Source organism: Echinicola soli, from assembly GCF_006575665.1.
Lineage (GTDB): Bacteria > Bacteroidota > Bacteroidia > Cytophagales > Cyclobacteriaceae > Echinicola > Echinicola soli.
In genome coordinates this window covers 3432537-3448835 of the sequence record NZ_CP041253.1, presented here as the reverse complement: position 1 = coordinate 3448835, position 16299 = coordinate 3432537, and the positions used below count along the sequence as shown (strand labels likewise).

At 42.3% G+C, this 16299-nt stretch carries 14 protein-coding genes; 5 read left to right on the top strand and 9 right to left on the bottom strand.

Annotated features, from left to right (window positions below):
- Positions 1–228: 228 nt before the first annotated feature.
- Positions 229–1116 (top strand): glutamate--tRNA ligase family protein, encoded by an 888-nt coding sequence (locus FKX85_RS13605; RefSeq protein WP_229239625.1) that lies wholly within the window; start codon positions 229–231, stop codon positions 1114–1116.
- Between the two features lie 92 nt (positions 1117–1208).
- Here the strand turns inward: FKX85_RS13605 and FKX85_RS13600 are convergent, their stop codons facing one another.
- Positions 1209–2684, bottom strand: a complete 1476-nt coding sequence (locus FKX85_RS13600; protein WP_141615247.1) for a S10 family peptidase — start codon at positions 2682–2684, stop codon at positions 1209–1211.
- A 279-nt stretch (positions 2685–2963) separates the two neighbouring features.
- Here FKX85_RS13600 and FKX85_RS13595 point away from each other — a divergent pair, with 279 nt between their 5' ends.
- Positions 2964–3542: a DUF4377 domain-containing protein gene (locus FKX85_RS13595; RefSeq protein ID WP_168196268.1), complete on the top strand. Its 579-nt coding sequence runs from the start codon at positions 2964–2966 to the stop codon at positions 3540–3542.
- Positions 3543–3554: 12 nt separating this feature from the next.
- Here the strand turns inward: FKX85_RS13595 and FKX85_RS13590 are convergent, their stop codons facing one another.
- The gene (locus tag FKX85_RS13590; protein WP_141615245.1) at positions 3555–4496 is read right to left on the bottom strand and encodes a helix-turn-helix transcriptional regulator; all 942 of its coding nucleotides are present in this window, start codon (positions 4494–4496) and stop codon (positions 3555–3557) included.
- A gap of 119 nt (positions 4497–4615) precedes the next feature.
- Here FKX85_RS13590 and FKX85_RS13585 point away from each other — a divergent pair, with 119 nt between their 5' ends.
- Positions 4616–6289 carry an ArnT family glycosyltransferase gene (locus FKX85_RS13585; RefSeq protein ID WP_141615244.1) on the top strand — a complete coding sequence of 558 codons (1674 nt, stop codon included), beginning with the start codon at positions 4616–4618 and terminating at the stop codon, positions 6287–6289.
- A gap of 100 nt (positions 6290–6389) precedes the next feature.
- Here FKX85_RS13585 and FKX85_RS13580 read toward each other — a convergent pair whose 3' ends face one another.
- On the bottom strand, positions 6390–6923 hold the full coding sequence (locus FKX85_RS13580; RefSeq protein WP_141615243.1) for a hypothetical protein: 534 nt from the start codon (positions 6921–6923) through the stop codon (positions 6390–6392).
- Positions 6924–7493: 570 nt separating this feature from the next.
- On the opposite strand from FKX85_RS13580, the gene FKX85_RS13570 reads away from it, so the two are divergent.
- Positions 7494–8189 carry a carbon-nitrogen hydrolase family protein gene (locus tag FKX85_RS13570; protein ID WP_141615241.1) on the top strand — a complete coding sequence of 232 codons (696 nt, stop codon included), beginning with the start codon at positions 7494–7496 and terminating at the stop codon, positions 8187–8189.
- A gap of 526 nt (positions 8190–8715) precedes the next feature.
- Entirely contained in the window at positions 8716–9387 is a 672-nt protein-coding gene (locus FKX85_RS13565; RefSeq protein ID WP_141615240.1) for an outer membrane beta-barrel protein, read from the top strand.
- A 158-nt stretch (positions 9388–9545) separates the two neighbouring features.
- Here the strand turns inward: FKX85_RS13565 and FKX85_RS13560 are convergent, their stop codons facing one another.
- From FKX85_RS13560 to FKX85_RS13535, 6 genes are all read right to left on the bottom strand, one after another.
- Complete coding sequence (locus FKX85_RS13560; RefSeq protein WP_141615239.1) at positions 9546–11024, bottom strand: Gfo/Idh/MocA family oxidoreductase; 1479 nt, start codon at positions 11022–11024, stop codon at positions 9546–9548.
- 414 nt (positions 11025–11438) lie between these two features.
- Positions 11439–11723, bottom strand: coding sequence for a GNAT family N-acetyltransferase (locus FKX85_RS13555; RefSeq protein WP_141615238.1), 285 nt, complete (start codon positions 11721–11723; stop codon positions 11439–11441).
- A gap of 133 nt (positions 11724–11856) precedes the next feature.
- Positions 11857–12585 carry a 6-phosphogluconolactonase gene (gene pgl / locus FKX85_RS13550; protein ID WP_229239624.1) on the bottom strand — a complete coding sequence of 243 codons (729 nt, stop codon included), beginning with the start codon at positions 12583–12585 and terminating at the stop codon, positions 11857–11859.
- A gap of 3 nt (positions 12586–12588) precedes the next feature.
- Complete coding sequence (zwf, locus tag FKX85_RS13545) at positions 12589–14106, bottom strand: glucose-6-phosphate dehydrogenase (protein ID WP_210416857.1); 1518 nt, start codon at positions 14104–14106, stop codon at positions 12589–12591.
- A gap of 28 nt (positions 14107–14134) precedes the next feature.
- On the bottom strand, positions 14135–15532 hold the full coding sequence (gndA, locus tag FKX85_RS13540; RefSeq protein ID WP_141615237.1) for an NADP-dependent phosphogluconate dehydrogenase: 1398 nt from the start codon (positions 15530–15532) through the stop codon (positions 14135–14137).
- 40 nt (positions 15533–15572) lie between these two features.
- The gene (locus FKX85_RS13535) at positions 15573–16028 is read right to left on the bottom strand and encodes an RpiB/LacA/LacB family sugar-phosphate isomerase (RefSeq protein ID WP_141615236.1); all 456 of its coding nucleotides are present in this window, start codon (positions 16026–16028) and stop codon (positions 15573–15575) included.
- Between the last annotated feature and the right edge of the window lie 271 nt (positions 16029–16299).

Here is a 16299-nt window from a genome sequence, read left to right as displayed (position 1 = left end):
GCGGTAACAGCACTTTCTGAACTGTAAATTATAACTTTTCAATCGCAAATCCAGCATTTCATTTCACGAATAGGTTTTGTTCCTGACAGATCATAAAGAAACTCCAGCTTTTAGCAAGGTCTTTTCTGTTTTTTTATCAGTTTCCGCTAAGCCAAGTTTTTACTTTCAAGTTTTGCTGGTATAATTGCGTATCTCCATTGTTCCCTGACCATCATGGCTCCATTTTCCATGAAAACATATCGACTGACCAGAATTGCCCCTACACCAAGTGGATTCCTACATCTTGGCAATGCACTCTCGTTCGCCATAACGTATGCTTTGGCCAAGAGACACGGCACCAAAATCATGCTAAGAATAGATGATCTGGATCAAAACAGGGTGAAAATGTCCTATGTGGAAGACTTGTTTGATACCCTCAGGTTCCTGGATTTCCCATGGCACTATGGCCCCAGGAACGTAAAAGAATATCAAGACTCCTTTTCGCAAATCCACCGCATGCCACTGTACCACAAAGTACTTGATCAACTGGTGGGCAAAAACCTCGTGTATGCTTGCCAATGCAGCAGAAAGAAAATAGCACAGTCATCCCCAGATGGCAGCTACCCCGGCACCTGTCGTGCTAAACATATCGGTTTAGGTCATAAACAGGTAAACTGGCGGCTAAAAACCGACCAAAGACCACTGACAATGCAGATGGAAAGCAACGAACTCGTATCGCCTCTTCCTGCCATAATGAAGGATTTTATCATCAGAAAAAAAGATGGTGCTCCCTCCTATCAGCTGGCCTCTGTCGTTGATGATATTCACTATGGCGTGGACCTGATCGTGCGTGGTGATGATCTTCAGGATTCCAGCTGGACACAGCTTTTCATTGCGGACCTATTGCCTGAAAACCAATTTTCAAAAGGCACTTTTTATCATCACCCTCTTTTGATGGATAATGGTGAGCACAAACTCTCCAAAAGCGCCGGAAGCACTTCTATCCACGGCCTGAGGAAATTAGGCAAGTCCAAAGAAGCAATTTACCAACAGTTGGGCGTATTTATGGGCTTCAGCGAATCCGTTTTTAGTTTGGAGGAATTTGAACGGGCCTTTAATCAAAAAAGGCTACCATAAGTCATCGCCTTTTGGTAGCCTTTCGCAGCTTTTGGTTATTTCTTACTCCTTCATAAGCTTAATTCCACATCACCGCAAAATACCATGTTGTGTTAATACTTTGCGGGGGTTCCTGCTTCAGGAACAGCTTTTTTGATGAATTCCCTGATATCCTCATTGGCTTTTTCCAGATCCTCCGACCTCAGGTACATCATATGACCGCTACGATATCCCTTCCACGAGAGCCTGTCCTTTAACTTTCCGCTTGGATCCATTTGCCACATGGAATATTTGGCGTTAAAGTAATCCGTACCGCCATCAAAATACCCTGACTGGATCATCACATGCAAATACGGGTTTTGGGCAAGTGCTGACCTTAGGTTTTCACCTGTCTGATCGCCACTTCTGTCCCAAGGATGGACAGGACCAAAAAGGAAATAATTTATATCAGTTTTAAAATCAAGTTCATTGATCATATAGTGGTTAAAGGCCGGAGCAAAAGCATGGTTCCAGCTGGACAGTGCCGGATCATAATCATAGCGGCTTCCGGCATCCTGTCGATCCACGCCACGATACCTACTGTCCAGTCTTCCCACTATTAATCCTTGGTCTCTAAGCAATTCTTTCCAGAAAAATCCTGTGGGCACCGCCAAGTTATGCGCTAAGATCACTTCCTCATTTAGCCCAGAGTATTCGGACATTTTGCTTGCCAGCTCCTTTTTCCTTTCCTCCGTAAGAAAGCCTCCCTTCACCATGGCAGGAATCAGTTCATTAACGGTAAAATCCTCTACTTCCGGCAAAATCTCATCAAGATCCTTATTTTGCAAAGAGGGATCAAGAACACCATGGTACCAAGCGGTCGCGGCATAATAGGGCAAGTAGTTGGCAGCAGCCACTGGTCCTTCCCTGTCAATGCCCAAATCAGTTGGCGACACCAGTACTACCCCGTTAAAGTACATCCATTGGCTATTCTGGAGGCGGTTTACCAGACCAGACACCCGTGTGGTTCCATAACTTTCCCCAATCAAAAACTTCGGAGACGCCCAGCGATTTTGACGGGTAACGAACGCTCTCACCCATTCGGCAAGATAATTCACATCCGCATTTACCCCAAAAAACTGTGACCGATCAGCGTCCTTATCTGTAATCCGGGAATACCCGGTATTGACAGGATCAACATATACGATGTCTGCCACATCCAAAATGGAATGCGAATTTCCCCGATAGCCATACGGCTGTACTGGGTTTCCTTCCTCATCAATATTTAGCAAAACCGGGCCCGTATAGGCAATGTGCATCCAGATAGAAGCGGATCCAGGGCCACCATTAAAAGAAACCACCAAGGGTCGATCGGATTTATTCTCCACATCGCTCCGCTCATAATACGTATAAAAGAGATACGCCACTTCTTCACCTTCTTTGTCCCAAACTGGCTGGGTCCCTACTGTTGCGGTATAGGGAACTTTCTTTCCTTTTATGGTCACCTGATGGTTTGAAACAGCGGAGGAATCTGAATTGAGCAATTCTTGTGCTTTTACCCCAAAGGAAAAGCACAGCCCCACTAGCATAAATAGTACTGATCTTTTCATAAATTCTATTTTAAGTAATGGCTGAATATAAAAAATTATCCTGTTAGCATTAAACAATAATCCAAAAGAAGGTGTTTTTTTGGTTTCATTGCATGATGGCTGCCGATTATGTATCAGCTTATGTAATAGCCAAAGAGGACTATTCTGTGTGAGCCGTGCCCAGAACTGTTCCCGGGCTTGAGATTTATTGGCACGATAAATTATTATATAAATGGCATTCAAATTGTATGACCGCTAATATAAACTAATCAGAAAGCTACCATCAACTATTTAATGACAATGAAAATTAATTTTACATGCTGGTCTATTCTTCTTGTATTTGGTGTTTGTACCCTCATCTCCGGGTGTTTTAATGAACTGCCACAAAAAGAAGAATCCATATCTGTAAAGCATTATCCTGTAGTGCAGAACAATGATGTAGGAAATGCTTCGTTATTCCTCAAAGTGCAGTTCTCGCATCAGAAAGGGACTAATGAATGGGACGAGATCCCTATTGACGCGATAGAGGGGTTTAATTACCAAATGGGGTACAATTATGTGATCAATATTCACAAAGAACAAATGCAAAACGAAACAACGGATAATTTCAATACCTCATACACTTATATCTCAGAAGAGTCCAAGGAACTGGTAAGTCCCAATGCGACCTTTGAACTGCCCCTGAAATCTCCAAGCTACCAACCTTCAACATTGGCATTCGGAAATGTGGAAGTTGGCTACAAAATGTTAGGGGAAATCCCCATCGAATGCTCCACCCTGTGCGAGGATTTGAATACTTCTTTGGAAACTGACGGAACCGTAACAGGTGTCTTCAGACACAACGGCAATAATATGATTAAATTACTCCAGCTAAAGTAAAACTACCACAAGTTATGCTTTATCCTGTTCAAAGGCTGAAAACATGTTTTCAGCCTTTTTTATTTGTTGTTCCAGATAGGCTTTCAGCTCGTCCCCTCTTTCTACCAGAATCTCTCCCGGAAGCCCCAAAACAAATCGACCAATTCCAGGCAATTCGGGAACATCCCTTTCGAAATAATACGTGTTGTTTGCGATCGAATAGGTGTAAGGTTTAGCATCAGGGTGTTCCTCAATGAGCAGTTGATACGCTTTCTTGGACAACCTAAGCTTCACCTCAAATTGATCTTTTCCCGTAAATCCGAAAAGCCCCTGCTCTAAGGGCTCATGCAGTTGTTCGAAGAGGTGATGTTTGTGGGTTACTTTCAGCTCAGTGATCCGTTCGAGTTTAAACATTTTCATTTCTCTGGTGGACACTTCCAGGGCATAAACCGACTCGTAATTATTCGAGAAAACCACCGGCTCCACCAGACGATCACTGACAGAATCACTACTGAGCGAATAATAGTCCTTTAAAATGACTTGAAATCTATTTTTTATAGCATGGCTAAGTTCGTCGACAAACCGCCCCAATTTGGCATTGAAAAGCTGCGAAACACTTTGCTGAAAATCTGACCTCACCTGTACCTTCTCCAGGATCGATTCTCTCAGTAAGTTCTTCTTTCCGCTTTTATTCATCAACCCTGCCAAATAAGCAGCCTCATCATCCGAAAAAGTACTGTAAAATGTAGCTTTGTCATATTCCACTCTGTCAGTTATCTTGAATTTACCATATTCACGCTCCACCTGAAACCCCAATTCCCGCAACAGCTGAAAATAACGGTAAATAGTACGACGATCCGTTCCCAATACTTCCGCTAGACTATTGGCCGACTTACCGATATTCGAACGTAGTAAATTGATTAATTTAAAGACTCTTAGAATCTTTTGCTGCTCAACACTTTTTGTTTTACCCATCACCTATTAAATTTCGGTTGGCAATTTAACTCATTGTAAACAAAAGGCCATTTTAGCGACACTAATTGTCACTTTTTTAAAATTACTATTTTCAAGGAGAAATAGTTATTATTGGATATATGCAAAAACTCATTAGTCCCACTTCACCTTTTGCTCTCATCGCGGCATTGCTTTTCTTTATGGCGTTTTGGAATTGGGGTTATGACGGCATCACTTTTAGCGACGACGTCTCATACCTTACCTTGGGCCACCAGTTCTGGCATGACATCCCCTTTCAGGAAAATGACTTATTCAATTACCGATGGGGAACATACCTTTTGCCTGGACTTATCACCTATCTTTTTGGCTTCAATGACCACCTTGCTTCCTTGCCCTCGCTGTTTGCCTATATGCTGACCGTGGTTCTGATTTGGAAAATTCTACCGGAATACTTGGCAAAAAACGTCTTTGTAGTTTTCTTCTGCACTTCCGTGTTCCTTTTGCATTTCTTGCCCAAGGTCTATCCGGATTCCTTATTGGTATTTTGGACAGCACTCATTCCGGCTTCTGCCGTTTATCGGCATAAGCAGCCCTTCATTGCCGGTTTGATCATGTCCACCGCCTTCTTTTTTGGATTATGTACTAAGGAAACGATCATCCTGCTTGCGCCACTTCCGTTGCTTTTGTTCATTGCAGATGCCAGGCACAATCGCCCGACATCGTTTTATCGCTATTTTGTCCTCTTCGCTATAGTCTTTATCCTTGGCTATTTAGGGTATTTCTATGTCCAATTTGGGGATCCATTCTTTAGGTTAAAAAGCATCGAAACGGGCCATTATGTCTCCCCTTATTCTTTTTATGACAAAGGATGGGCCAAGACCTTGGAAAGGCTTACGTTTAGCCCAATCCTTACCTTTATCGAACGAACATTTTGGATATGGATAGTCCTTGCTGTACCTGGCTTGGTAAGGGCTTTTAAGCATGATAAAGATCTCCACTTGGTATTTGCGCTATCCAGTTTATGCCTGTTGATTGGATTTTGGTTTATGACCACGAGCTTATCTTTTTACAATCCACTTCACCTTAATCCTCGTCATCTGATCATTCTAGCGCCCGTTCTATCCGTAAACATCGCCCTTGAAGCCAAACGGTGGACCAGTAATTTCTTCTGGAACCGGTTTGGTGCGCTATGGATTGGATTTGGTGGAATTGTAGCCTTGGGACTGCTCGATTGGAAACTGGCTGCTTTTTACTTTTCATTTGCGGCTGTATTATTACTGGTTCCCTCCAAGTGGAAAACACCGTGTTTAGCTGTACTATTGTTTTTTCCGGTGCTGGCCTCTGTGGCCTATCATAAAGAATTAAAAAACTACGGCCATTTCAAATCAGTCTTTAATAAAACCTTAAGCACCTGTAATGCAGATGCTCCACTTATATCACATGACTTTGTCGTAAAAAGCGGGGAGGTGCTTGTGGGAGAATATAATAGTCACTTACCCTTATATTCGGTTCAGGAGTTGACTAAAAAGCCAGCCATCGATGGTTTGCCACAAAAATTCACCATATTGGTCTATTCCTATTATAATCATGCGTTTCCTGAAGAAGGTTCTTTTGTCAAGGAAGTAACTGCTTTTGCCAATCATTACCATTATGACAAAACGAAAATCTACCAAGACAAATGGATAAATATTGTCCAGTATAACCTCAAAGCAGATTTGACTACTTTTCAGAATCACAGGGAAGTTGTAATGGGTTTTAGATCGGATTCAGATCATTTGAGGCATACGGCTACCCCTGCCCCTGATCGTTATTGAAAAATGGCTGTCCCTGATAGGGACAGCCCTAATTTTACGAAGATTTATTCTCCACAATCCAACTTTTCCATTAAAAAGAATCGATTAAAAAAATATGTCGTTATTCTTTACTAAAAGTATACAGGCCATGTATTTTATTGGTACATGTCACACCATCTATTTTATCCTCAATAGTTACATCATAAGAGATGACCAGTTTCTTTTCCGAAAACTTTTGGATTTCGGCTTCAATTACAGACAGTCCTTCAAAGTAAAAATGCATCACCCCATCAGACTCCTTAAACCAAGTCCCCCGCTTATGAACATCTGAAAAGGGAAATACCTCCTTAAAAGTAGTTCCTTCAAAATCAGCGGGAATTTCTACCGTATAATATCCCTCGGCCAAAAAAGTATTCGTAGGATCATCAGTCATATTCATTTTCAACCCGAAAATTTCTGCCATGCCCGTATGGCTAATGGTAAACACTTCACCATTATTTACTCCTTCGGTCCGAACATCGTATTCTACCGATTCCAAGCCCCAAACACCTACTATGGATGGAGGCACCACTAGGCTTTCAAGATCGTCTGTACACGAAATCAGTGTTGCCGCTGCAAACGTCACGATAAGAGTTTTTAAAAATGTAGCTTTCATAGTTTCTTTATCAATATCGAATCCTTACAATTAAATATACAACATTTTTAAGTATTCAAAAAACATTTTAATATAAATAAAATTAATATTCATTAATGCATCCCCAAAACAACATCTCCTCCCACAAGATTAGAAATTGATATATCCAGTTCACTTTTAACCTACCACCTCCACCCTTAACGTCCGGTTATGCTCCTAAAAGTGTTCGATTACAAAACACCTCTTGCATAAAAAACCCTCAGCATGGCCTCAAAACACATGGCACACTTTTGGGCTAATGAAAGACAAACTGCTGCCTTGCGATTGATTGGATTACGTTTTGGCAACCGAGTATTATTATCAATACCAAACTATAAACAATGAAGCTATTCCTTAATCTCGTACTATGGACCATTCTTTTTGTACTGTGCTGGCCAATAGCCCTGCTACTACTCCTTTTATATCCCATTATTTGGCTTTTGATTCTACCTTTTCGTTTACTGGGATTTGCAATTGACCTTACTTTTTCGATGATTACTAAAATATTCATGTTACCTTTTCAAGCCTTTAGCAAATAAAATCAACACGAAAATGAACATAAGCCTGGTCCAGCTTAGCCCTGCCACAGGAGAGATTGATAAAAACATCATCAGTCATGTCAAATGGATCGAAAAGGCCGCGTCTGAGCATTCCGAATTGGTCATTTTTCCTGAACTGTCACTCACGGGCTATGAGCCTACCTTGGCTAAAGAACTGTCCATTACCAAGGACGATCCACGATTAAAAGTATTCCAACAATTGAGCGATAATAAAGCAATTATCATCGCTATTGGAGCACCTTTACAAGGAGCCACAGGGACATCCATCAGCTTGCTGATCTTTCATCCAAAAAAAGAAGTCCAAGTCTATTCCAAGCAATTCCTGCATGCCGATGAATTGCCATTTTTTGTTCCGGGTATAAGTAGGTCATTACTGATTGATGACACTGCTATCGGACTGGCCATTTGCTATGAAATCTCAGTTGGTGAACACATCAAAAACGTAATGGCTACCCATCCATCTTTTTTCATTTCCAGTGTAGCAAAAGATCAAAATGGTGTAATCAATGCCTATCAAAAGCTATCTGAAATTGCTAATAAAAACAAACTACCGGTGGCCATGGTAAATTGTGTAGGAGAAGCTGACGGAGTCCAATTTGCAGGAAAAAGTGCCTTTTGGGATGATCAGGGGAATTTGGTCCAGCAACTGGACAATCATGCTGAAGGCATTCTCTCCATGAAGATCTAAAAAAGAGGCTGTCTCATCCCATTTGGATCCCTTTGGGATAAGTGGTCATACTAAGTTAGTCGCGGACAGACAAAACAGGAATCTCACAATACTAAATTTCCACACAAATGCGTATTAACCTGAGCTCGACTATGCATTCATTGTTATTCCGTTATTGCGACGACCTTTTAGAATGGGGTGTGGGTCGGAAAGGGCTTGGCAGCTCCTTTCCTGAAATCTCCCTTCTCACGCTTCGCAGTGACGGTTTTTAAACTAAGGTTATTAAGATTCTCCTTTCGTCAGTGGGAATATTAAACGTAAAGTAAATAACAGCCTAAATTCCTTTTCTGGATGAAAGCCACCTGTACAAGATCGTAAAAAGCAAAGCCGGAAAGCGACTAAGGGAATCTTAACGTGTCTTAAATCAACTGCTTCAATCGTTAACAAAGCTTAACCCTAACATATTTTAACTTTATATCACTAAACGATCCATTTTTAAGATATATTTTCGAATAAATTTAATACTCAAACACTTAATTCTTTTATTATGAAAAGTAATCTTTATTTGGCCACCCTTATCGTGGTGCTATTAGCATGCTTTCTTCCTACTGTTTCAAAGGCACAATTTAACGAAGACGGGCTGGTAATCCGTTCAGGGATAAACTTCCAGTATAGTAAACAGGGATCTCCATTCTCCGGCTTACCAGAAAACATGAGCGATGATTTAGAAACCCTTAACTACTATTTCACTCCTGGTATCGGGAAGTTCTTTGGGGATGGTTTTTATGTCGGTATAGAAGGCCGAATCGGTGCCACATCCAAGAAATTCACCTCCATGACTGATGATAAGATCACCTATCAGTCAAGTGTCAAAAACACGATTTATGGCGGAGGAATTTTATTACGGAAATATTTTAAGGTCTCCGAAAAATTCAATCCGTTTGTAGGATTAAGTAATACGTTTTACAAAGAAAAAGGAGATGCTGTATATCCAAACCAACTTTATTCTTATAATCAAAATAACTTCACAGCTGACATCCAACTTGGCGCACAGTACCGTATCTCACCTCGATTTGGCATTGAAGCCTACTTTACACCGGGCGGTCTATTGGTTTCCAAAGATATGAACAGTAATCAAAAAGCCGATATCTCACCAAATTTTGGTGGCAATGGGCAAAGTTTCTCGATAGGGATCAATTATTTCCTGAACGGGAAGTAATTTACAGGTAGCAACATCGAGGATTACTCCTATGGGATGGTTAAGGTACTAATCCTCAATATTTTTAGTTTTGGATTCGGAAAATCCTCGAAACGAAAGGCAAGAAGAAAAGAAGTTCATAGAGGGCTGTTTGATATTCTTAAACAGCCCTCCATAGACTATACTTTATAATACTCCTCCCACCCTTTCCTAGGCGGTGGCCCCACCAGCAGGGCATTGGCGAACTTATTGTTTGTAATGACTTTCGTATCACGGTCAAACTCCAGTTTGGCATTTAGCCTTTGGGCGAGGGTGCCAAGGGTAAACACCTGACTGAGTGGGCCAGCAATAGAAAATGGAGATCTGGTCGCTTCCTCCCCTTTGCAGGCCAATAAGAAGTTGGCAAAATGGTTTGAAGTGCTTTCCGGCACCTCTGGTAATTTACCAGCCATTGCTTTGGCCTTTTCTTCCGGAATGATGGACAACGTACTGCCGTGAGAACCTCCTTTAAAAGTCAGGTCCTTACCGTAAATAATTTTTCCAGGATTGAGCTTGGCAGGTTGGATCTTACCATTACTCGCCGCAGGGATATCCCCATCCAGTTCGGAAGAACCATATCCTTCAGGCACTTCCGGAATATTGTCCAAACCATCGTACCAGCTGACATTTACTTTTGGCATTTTGCCCCTTTTGGGGAATTTAAAGTCCAGGGTCGTCGCCTGTGGATAAAACAGTGCATTATGTCCTTCAATTTTTACCGGATCCACTTCATAGGGTAGTCCGAGGTCAAGAAATTGATGGAATGTATCCATAATATGGGCTCCCCAGTCTCCCAGTGCGCCCATTCCAAAGTCATACCAGCATCGCCACTGGCCATTGATAAAATCATGATGGTAATCATGGTGCTGCGCGGTGGTCAACCAAGTATCCCAATCCAGTGTATCCGGAATAGATTCAGCCGATGGAAATTTGTTCATACTGACATCCCAACCATGCCATCTCCTGCGGCCATTCATATGGCATGTAATGTCCGTAACGTCTTTGATGATGCCAGCTTCCACCCACGCTTTAAACTGAAAGTAATTGGCTTCTGAGTGCCCTTGGTTTCCCATTTGCGTCACCACACCATACTTATCAGCTGCTTTCATCAACAGCTCTATCTCATTGAAGGTCCTGGCCAATGGCTTTTCCACATAAACGCCTTTTCCGGCTGCCATCGCAGCCATGGTTACGGGGAAATGCGAAAAATCGGGAGTTGCCACCATGACGGCATCAAAATGCTCGCTTTCCTTGTCCAGCATTTCCCTGAAGTCTTGAAAACGTGTTGCTTTAGGGAATTTACCCATGCTCTCCAAAGTATGTTCAGCTCCCATATCCACATCACAAAGGGAGACGATATTGGCGTGACCTGTTTGATCAATGGCATTGATCACTTGGCCTCCCCTATTACCAATTCCTACGCAAGCCAAATTCACACGATCACTGGGAACGAGTGAAGCTTTCTGGATCAATTTCCCTTCTTTGTCCCTGATTTCAGGTTTGGAAAAAAGCACGTGGCTCGGCACAATACTTACCGCACCAAAGGCCAAAGCACTCTTCTTTAAAAAATCCCTTCTTTCACCTGCTTTTTGCGGTGTACTACTTTTCTTTTTTTTCATTTTAAGGTGGTTAATTTAAACGGGTTTATTTTTTCTTCCTATAAACTTCCGAACAGCCTATACGAAAAGAGATATCCCTAAAGATAATTATATAATTGAATACTGCTTAAAAAAAAGTATGATTATACCCTTTTCTGCCAGTTTGAGAATATTCAGCAAACTGCCTTATATCAATCAATGATTAACATAAAAAAAATCGTAGCAATTCGTGGACTTACTTCTAATGAATTTGATTACTTGCACAATTCCGTATAATCACAAAAAAAAATCATCCAATGGAGCTTATCCTCCTCAAGCGGATAGAAAAAACCACTACCGATAAGATTAAGAATTTTGATTCCTCTCTTAGTATTTACCTGCATACCAATCTTAAAGAATCTCTCAGGGATTGTTATAAACCCAAGGTGCTAATTCCTAGCTAAAAAGCACATCCCTGATCTTTTCCTCTTTGCTAAAAACAGACTTTGCAAAAGGACACAGCGGAATGACTTTATACTGATTCTCCCTGGCAAAATCCACCAAGTTCATCAGCATCAATTTTCCCACTCCCTGTCCCTTAAAATCAGGATTCACTTCTGTGTGGTCGATAATTAATCGGCCCGTTCCGGCAAAGGTAAAGGTCATTTGCCCGGCCTCTTCGTCATCTTCCATGGCTACAAAAAAGCCTTTTTTACCATCATTACTATTTTTGACTATCATGTTTGAAATTCAAGTATGGATCGTTAGTCTATTATCATCATCTATAGATTCTCTCTTAAAATAGCAATAAAAAAGGAGGTAAGCACCTCCTTTTTTATCCTTTATACTAAAATAATATTTGCATGATCATTCATTAAACATTCTTGAGCTTGCTGGCCGCGGCTTCATCCACCAGCCACTGCACTTCTCCGTCTATGGGCTGGATCATTTGTGAAGGATATTGTGTGGGATTTCGCTCTCCTTCCAGCACCTCATATAGTGCCGCTGCCTTGTTGTCTCCAAATACAAAAAAGACAATTTTCTTGGCCTTGTTGATCAACGGTGCTGTCAAGGTAATGCGATGGATATCCTTGGATTTTAGAAAATAACCTTCCACCCATTTGTTTTCCTCTTTCAGTACGGCAGTTCCTGGAAATAAGGATGCACAATGTCCATCATCTCCCATTCCCAATAAAATCAGGTCAAAAACACCTTCTTCACCAAGTTCCTTCTTGAGGTAACCGGTATACTCCTGTGCCCTTGCCTCAGGGGTTATCCCTGCTGCCCACATCGGGAAAATATGTCCTTCCGGCACCGGCACATGGTTCAATAGCATTTCATAAGCCATCCCCGCGTTACTTTGTTCGTCGTCAAGAGACACCCAGCGCTCATCGCCCCAAAAGACAAATACTTTTTCCCAATCTACTTGGGACTTGTATTTTTCCTCAGCCAAAAGCCCATAGAGGCCCTTGGGTGAACTCCCACCTGTTAGGGCCACATTGAATTTTCCTGTTGCTTCGATGGCAGCCTTTGCTGATTTCACGAAAAGTTCAGCGGCTACCTCACCTAGTTTGGCTGGATCTTTTTCTATTTGGATCATCATGAATTAATCTTTTTGTAGGTTTAGCGCCCATACATGGCCGTCTTTGGCAATCAGCGCTTCTGCATTTTCTGGTCCCCAAGCTCCGGAAGCATAATTGGGAAAATCCAGTGAAGGCCTGTTTTCCCAAACTTCCAAGATGGAATCAATCACATCCCATGCCTCCTCTACTTGATCCGACCGCATAAACAAGGTAGGATCACCTCTCATGGCATCCAAAAGCAAGGTTTCATAGGCTTCGGGAGTCTGTGTGCTGCAAGCGTCATAATCATAGATCATATCAGCTTGGTTAAGGTTCATTTCGAGACCGTGTCGCTTTACAGTAAAGCGTAACCTGATATCCATCTGCGGTTGTAGGTTGATTGTGAGCCTGTTTGGCATCACACTATCTGCTTGTTCCCTGGAGAATGTACTGTGAGGCACCGGTCTGAAATGAATGGTCACTGAAGAGGTTTTCACAGGCATCCTTTTACCGGTCCTGAGGTAAAACGGAACCCCTTGCCATCTCCAATTGTCCAAGTAAAACTTAATTGCAGCGTAGGTTTCAGTGCCGGAGCTTTTATCCACACCGCTTTCTTCTCGATATCCAGGCACCTTCTTGCCCTCTACCCAGCCTGGCCCATATTGCCCCCTGACGGCGTATTTATGCACGTCCTCTGCTTTTATCCTCCTTACAGCACGGAGGACATCAGCCTTTCTATTTCGGATTTCCTCCGCATCAAACGACACGGGAGCCTCCATGGCCACCATGGTCAAAATCTGCAAGAGGTGGTTTTGGATCATGTCCCTGAGGGCTCCTGATCCTTCGTAATAGCCGCCTCGGTCTTCTACGCCCACTTGTTCTGCCACTGTAATCTGGACGTAATCGATATAATTACGATTCCACAATGGCTCAAAAAGGGCATTGGCAAAACGGAAAGCCAATATGTTTTGGACAGTTTCTTTACCCAGGTAGTGGTCTATCCGATAGATCTGCTCCTCTTGGAATGTCCTTCTCAGCATATTGTTCAGCTCAATGGCCGTTTCCTTATTGGTGCCAAAAGGTTTTTCGATAATGATCCGGTCTTTGACCTCATTGCTCGCCAATCCCGAGTTTTTAAGGTTTAGTGTTACAGTCTCTATAAAACGCGGTGCCACGGAAAGGTAAAACAGCCTGTTCGCTCTTTCGCCCCATTCCTCATCGATTTTATCTAGTTTGGCTGTAAGGTCTTGATAAGCTTTTTCATCATTGATGTTCGATTGAAAATAATTGATTGTAGGATTGAACGCTTCCCATTTTTCCTTTGTAGGCTTACCATTCCTTGAAAATTCTGCAAGACCATCAAACAGCCTTTTTCTATAGGATGTATCGTCCAGTTCAGTTCGTCCTAAACCGATGATGGCAAATTTATTGGGCATCCAACCATCCAGATACAGGTTATAAAAAGCCGGTACCAGCTTTCGCTTGGCCAAGTCTCCTGTACCTCCAAAGATTACGATGACGGTGGGTGCTGCTTTTTTGGTTGTTTTTATTTTTTCACTCATAATTGTATCAAAAGCTTTTTCAGGTCATTTATTCCCATTGGGCATGAAACACTCCTTCTCTATCTATTCGTTCAAATTGATGTGCACCAAAGAAATCGCGTTGGGCCTGGATCACATTGGTGGATAATCGCTCACTGCGGTAAGCATCAAAATAGCTAATGGCGGCCATAAATGCTGGTACCGGAATTCCTTTTTCCACCGCTACTTTCACTACTGCCCTGATGTCTTTTTGACGGGCCACCAGGCTCGCGCCGATTTCTTTGTCCAATAACAAATTCGGCAATTCAGGTGCTTTTATAAAGGCCTTCCGGAAATCTTCCAGGCAAGCCGCACGGATAATACATCCACCTCGCCATATTTTGGCCACTTCCTCCAGATTAAGCCCATATCCATAGGCTTCAGAGGCCAGTCGAAGTTGTACCATTCCCTGGGCATAGGCATTGATCATCGCAAAATAAAGAGCATTTTTAAGCATTTCGGTATTGGTATCCGTTTCCACCTCTCCTGCCCATGTAAGTGTTTTGGCTGCTTCTACCCGCTCTTCCTTATATTTTGAAATATCGCGCATCAAAACGGCCATATCAATTATAGGCACTGGAGCCTGTAGATCCATGGCATCTTGACTGGTCCATTTCCCGGTACCTTTGGATCTTGCCTGATCTGAGATAAGCGTCAGGAGCTGCTGGCCCGTTTCCTCATCTTTCTTCTTCAGGATCAATCCTGTAATTTCCACTAAAAAGGACTGCAGCTCGGTACTGTTCCATGATTCGAAAATCTCCTGGATCTTATCATCGGGATATCCCAGTCCCTGCTTCATGATATCGTAGGCTTCGGCAATCAACTGCATGATGCCATATTCAATACCATTATGAACCATTTTCACATAGTTTCCCGCAGCGCCTTTCCCTAGGTAAGTCACACAAGGTTCACCATCTACTTTGGCCGCAATGGCTTCAAAAATCGACCGAAGTCGCTCATAAGCCTGGGCATCTCCTCCTGGCATCATACTGGGACCAAATCGGGCACCTTTTTCACCTCCTGAGATCCCCATCCCAAAGAAATGGATATTCTTTTTGGCCAATTCAGTAAATCGACGTTCCGTATCCAGGAAATAGCTATTTCCACCGTCCACTACAATGTCATCCTTATCCAACAACGGCAAAAGTGAACCTATGGCTGCATCTACCGGCTTGCCTGCCGGTACCAAAAGCATGATCGCCCTTGGACTTTTTAGGGAAGAGATGAATTTTTCAGCTGCTATAAATCCTTTTATATCTTGGGCTGCCTCGGCTTCTTTTTCAAGGGAATTGGCCTTTTCTTGATCCAGGTCTAAGCCGGCCACTGAAAAGCCATGATCGGCCATATTGAGCAGGAGGTTTTTTCCCATTACACCCAGTCCGACAATTCCAAAGTCGAATTGTTTCATTCTATTCTTGTTGTAATTCTACTTCGTTGTTTGTTATGCGTTATTTTCGGAATTCATTTTCCAAGTCCCGGACTTTTCTCAATCGTCGCTGAAAACGCTCTTCTTCGACATATTCGGCCGTGATAAAAATTTCCACCAGCTCCTTGAGTACCACTCCTCCCATCACTCTTCCTCCCAGACACATAAGATTCATATTATCATGCTCCACTCCTTGATGGGCACTGTATGGCTCTGTGATCAAGGCCGCTCTCACACCAGGCACCTTGTTAGCAGCTACGGTCACCCCTACTCCGCTACCACATATCGCAATGCCCTTCTGGATCTCTCCTTTGGAGACAGCAATGGCCAGTGGCTTTACTTTATCAGGATAATCATCCGATTCATCAAATTCAAAAGCTCCAAAATCAGTCACATCATGACCATTGCTCTTAAGGTATTCAAACAGTTCCTGTTTTTGATCAAATCCTCCGTGATCTGCCGCGATTCCTATTTTCATATTTAAACTTTTTTCGGTACCAAATCAAAATTGATTTTTCACCTCTTTTTTTCCAGTTCCAATGCAATTTCAAAAATAGCTTTTTTTTTGATGAAAGTATGTCTTTCTTGACGGCAATTAGCTGAGTTCAATCACATCACCAAAGGTAATTCCGCCACACTACTAGAAAACAAAAATGGTTATGGGGAAAACCTCTAGGAATAACCTTCTGACAAACAAAATCTTACACGTTGATCACCTAAATAAAAAATATTCTGTGAATCCGCCACTT

Bases quoted from the DNA above. Each gene is read 5' to 3' on its own strand.
- FKX85_RS13605 (WP_229239625.1), top strand. From the start codon at position 229: ATGAAAACATATCGACTGACCAGAATTGCCCCTACACCAAGTGGATTC.
- FKX85_RS13600 (WP_141615247.1), bottom strand. From the start codon at position 2,684: ATGAAAAGATCAGTACTATTTATGCTAGTGGGGCTGTGCTTTTCCTTT.
- FKX85_RS13595 (WP_168196268.1), top strand. From the start codon at position 2,964: ATGAAAATTAATTTTACATGCTGGTCTATTCTTCTTGTATTTGGTGTT.
- FKX85_RS13590 (WP_141615245.1), bottom strand. From the start codon at position 4,496: ATGGGTAAAACAAAAAGTGTTGAGCAGCAAAAGATTCTAAGAGTCTTT.
- FKX85_RS13585 (WP_141615244.1), top strand. From the start codon at position 4,616: ATGCAAAAACTCATTAGTCCCACTTCACCTTTTGCTCTCATCGCGGCA.
- FKX85_RS13580 (WP_141615243.1), bottom strand. From the start codon at position 6,923: ATGAAAGCTACATTTTTAAAAACTCTTATCGTGACGTTTGCAGCGGCA.
- FKX85_RS13570 (WP_141615241.1), top strand. From the start codon at position 7,494: ATGAACATAAGCCTGGTCCAGCTTAGCCCTGCCACAGGAGAGATTGAT.
- FKX85_RS13565 (WP_141615240.1), top strand. From the start codon at position 8,716: ATGAAAAGTAATCTTTATTTGGCCACCCTTATCGTGGTGCTATTAGCA.
- FKX85_RS13560 (WP_141615239.1), bottom strand. From the start codon at position 11,024: ATGAAAAAAAAGAAAAGTAGTACACCGCAAAAAGCAGGTGAAAGAAGG.
- FKX85_RS13555 (WP_141615238.1), bottom strand. From the start codon at position 11,723: ATGATAGTCAAAAATAGTAATGATGGTAAAAAAGGCTTTTTTGTAGCC.
- pgl (WP_229239624.1), bottom strand. From the start codon at position 12,585: ATGATGATCCAAATAGAAAAAGATCCAGCCAAACTAGGTGAGGTAGCC.
- zwf (WP_210416857.1), bottom strand. From the start codon at position 14,106: ATGAGTGAAAAAATAAAAACAACCAAAAAAGCAGCACCCACCGTCATC.
- gndA (WP_141615237.1), bottom strand. From the start codon at position 15,532: ATGAAACAATTCGACTTTGGAATTGTCGGACTGGGTGTAATGGGAAAA.
- FKX85_RS13535 (WP_141615236.1), bottom strand. From the start codon at position 16,028: ATGAAAATAGGAATCGCGGCAGATCACGGAGGATTTGATCAAAAACAG.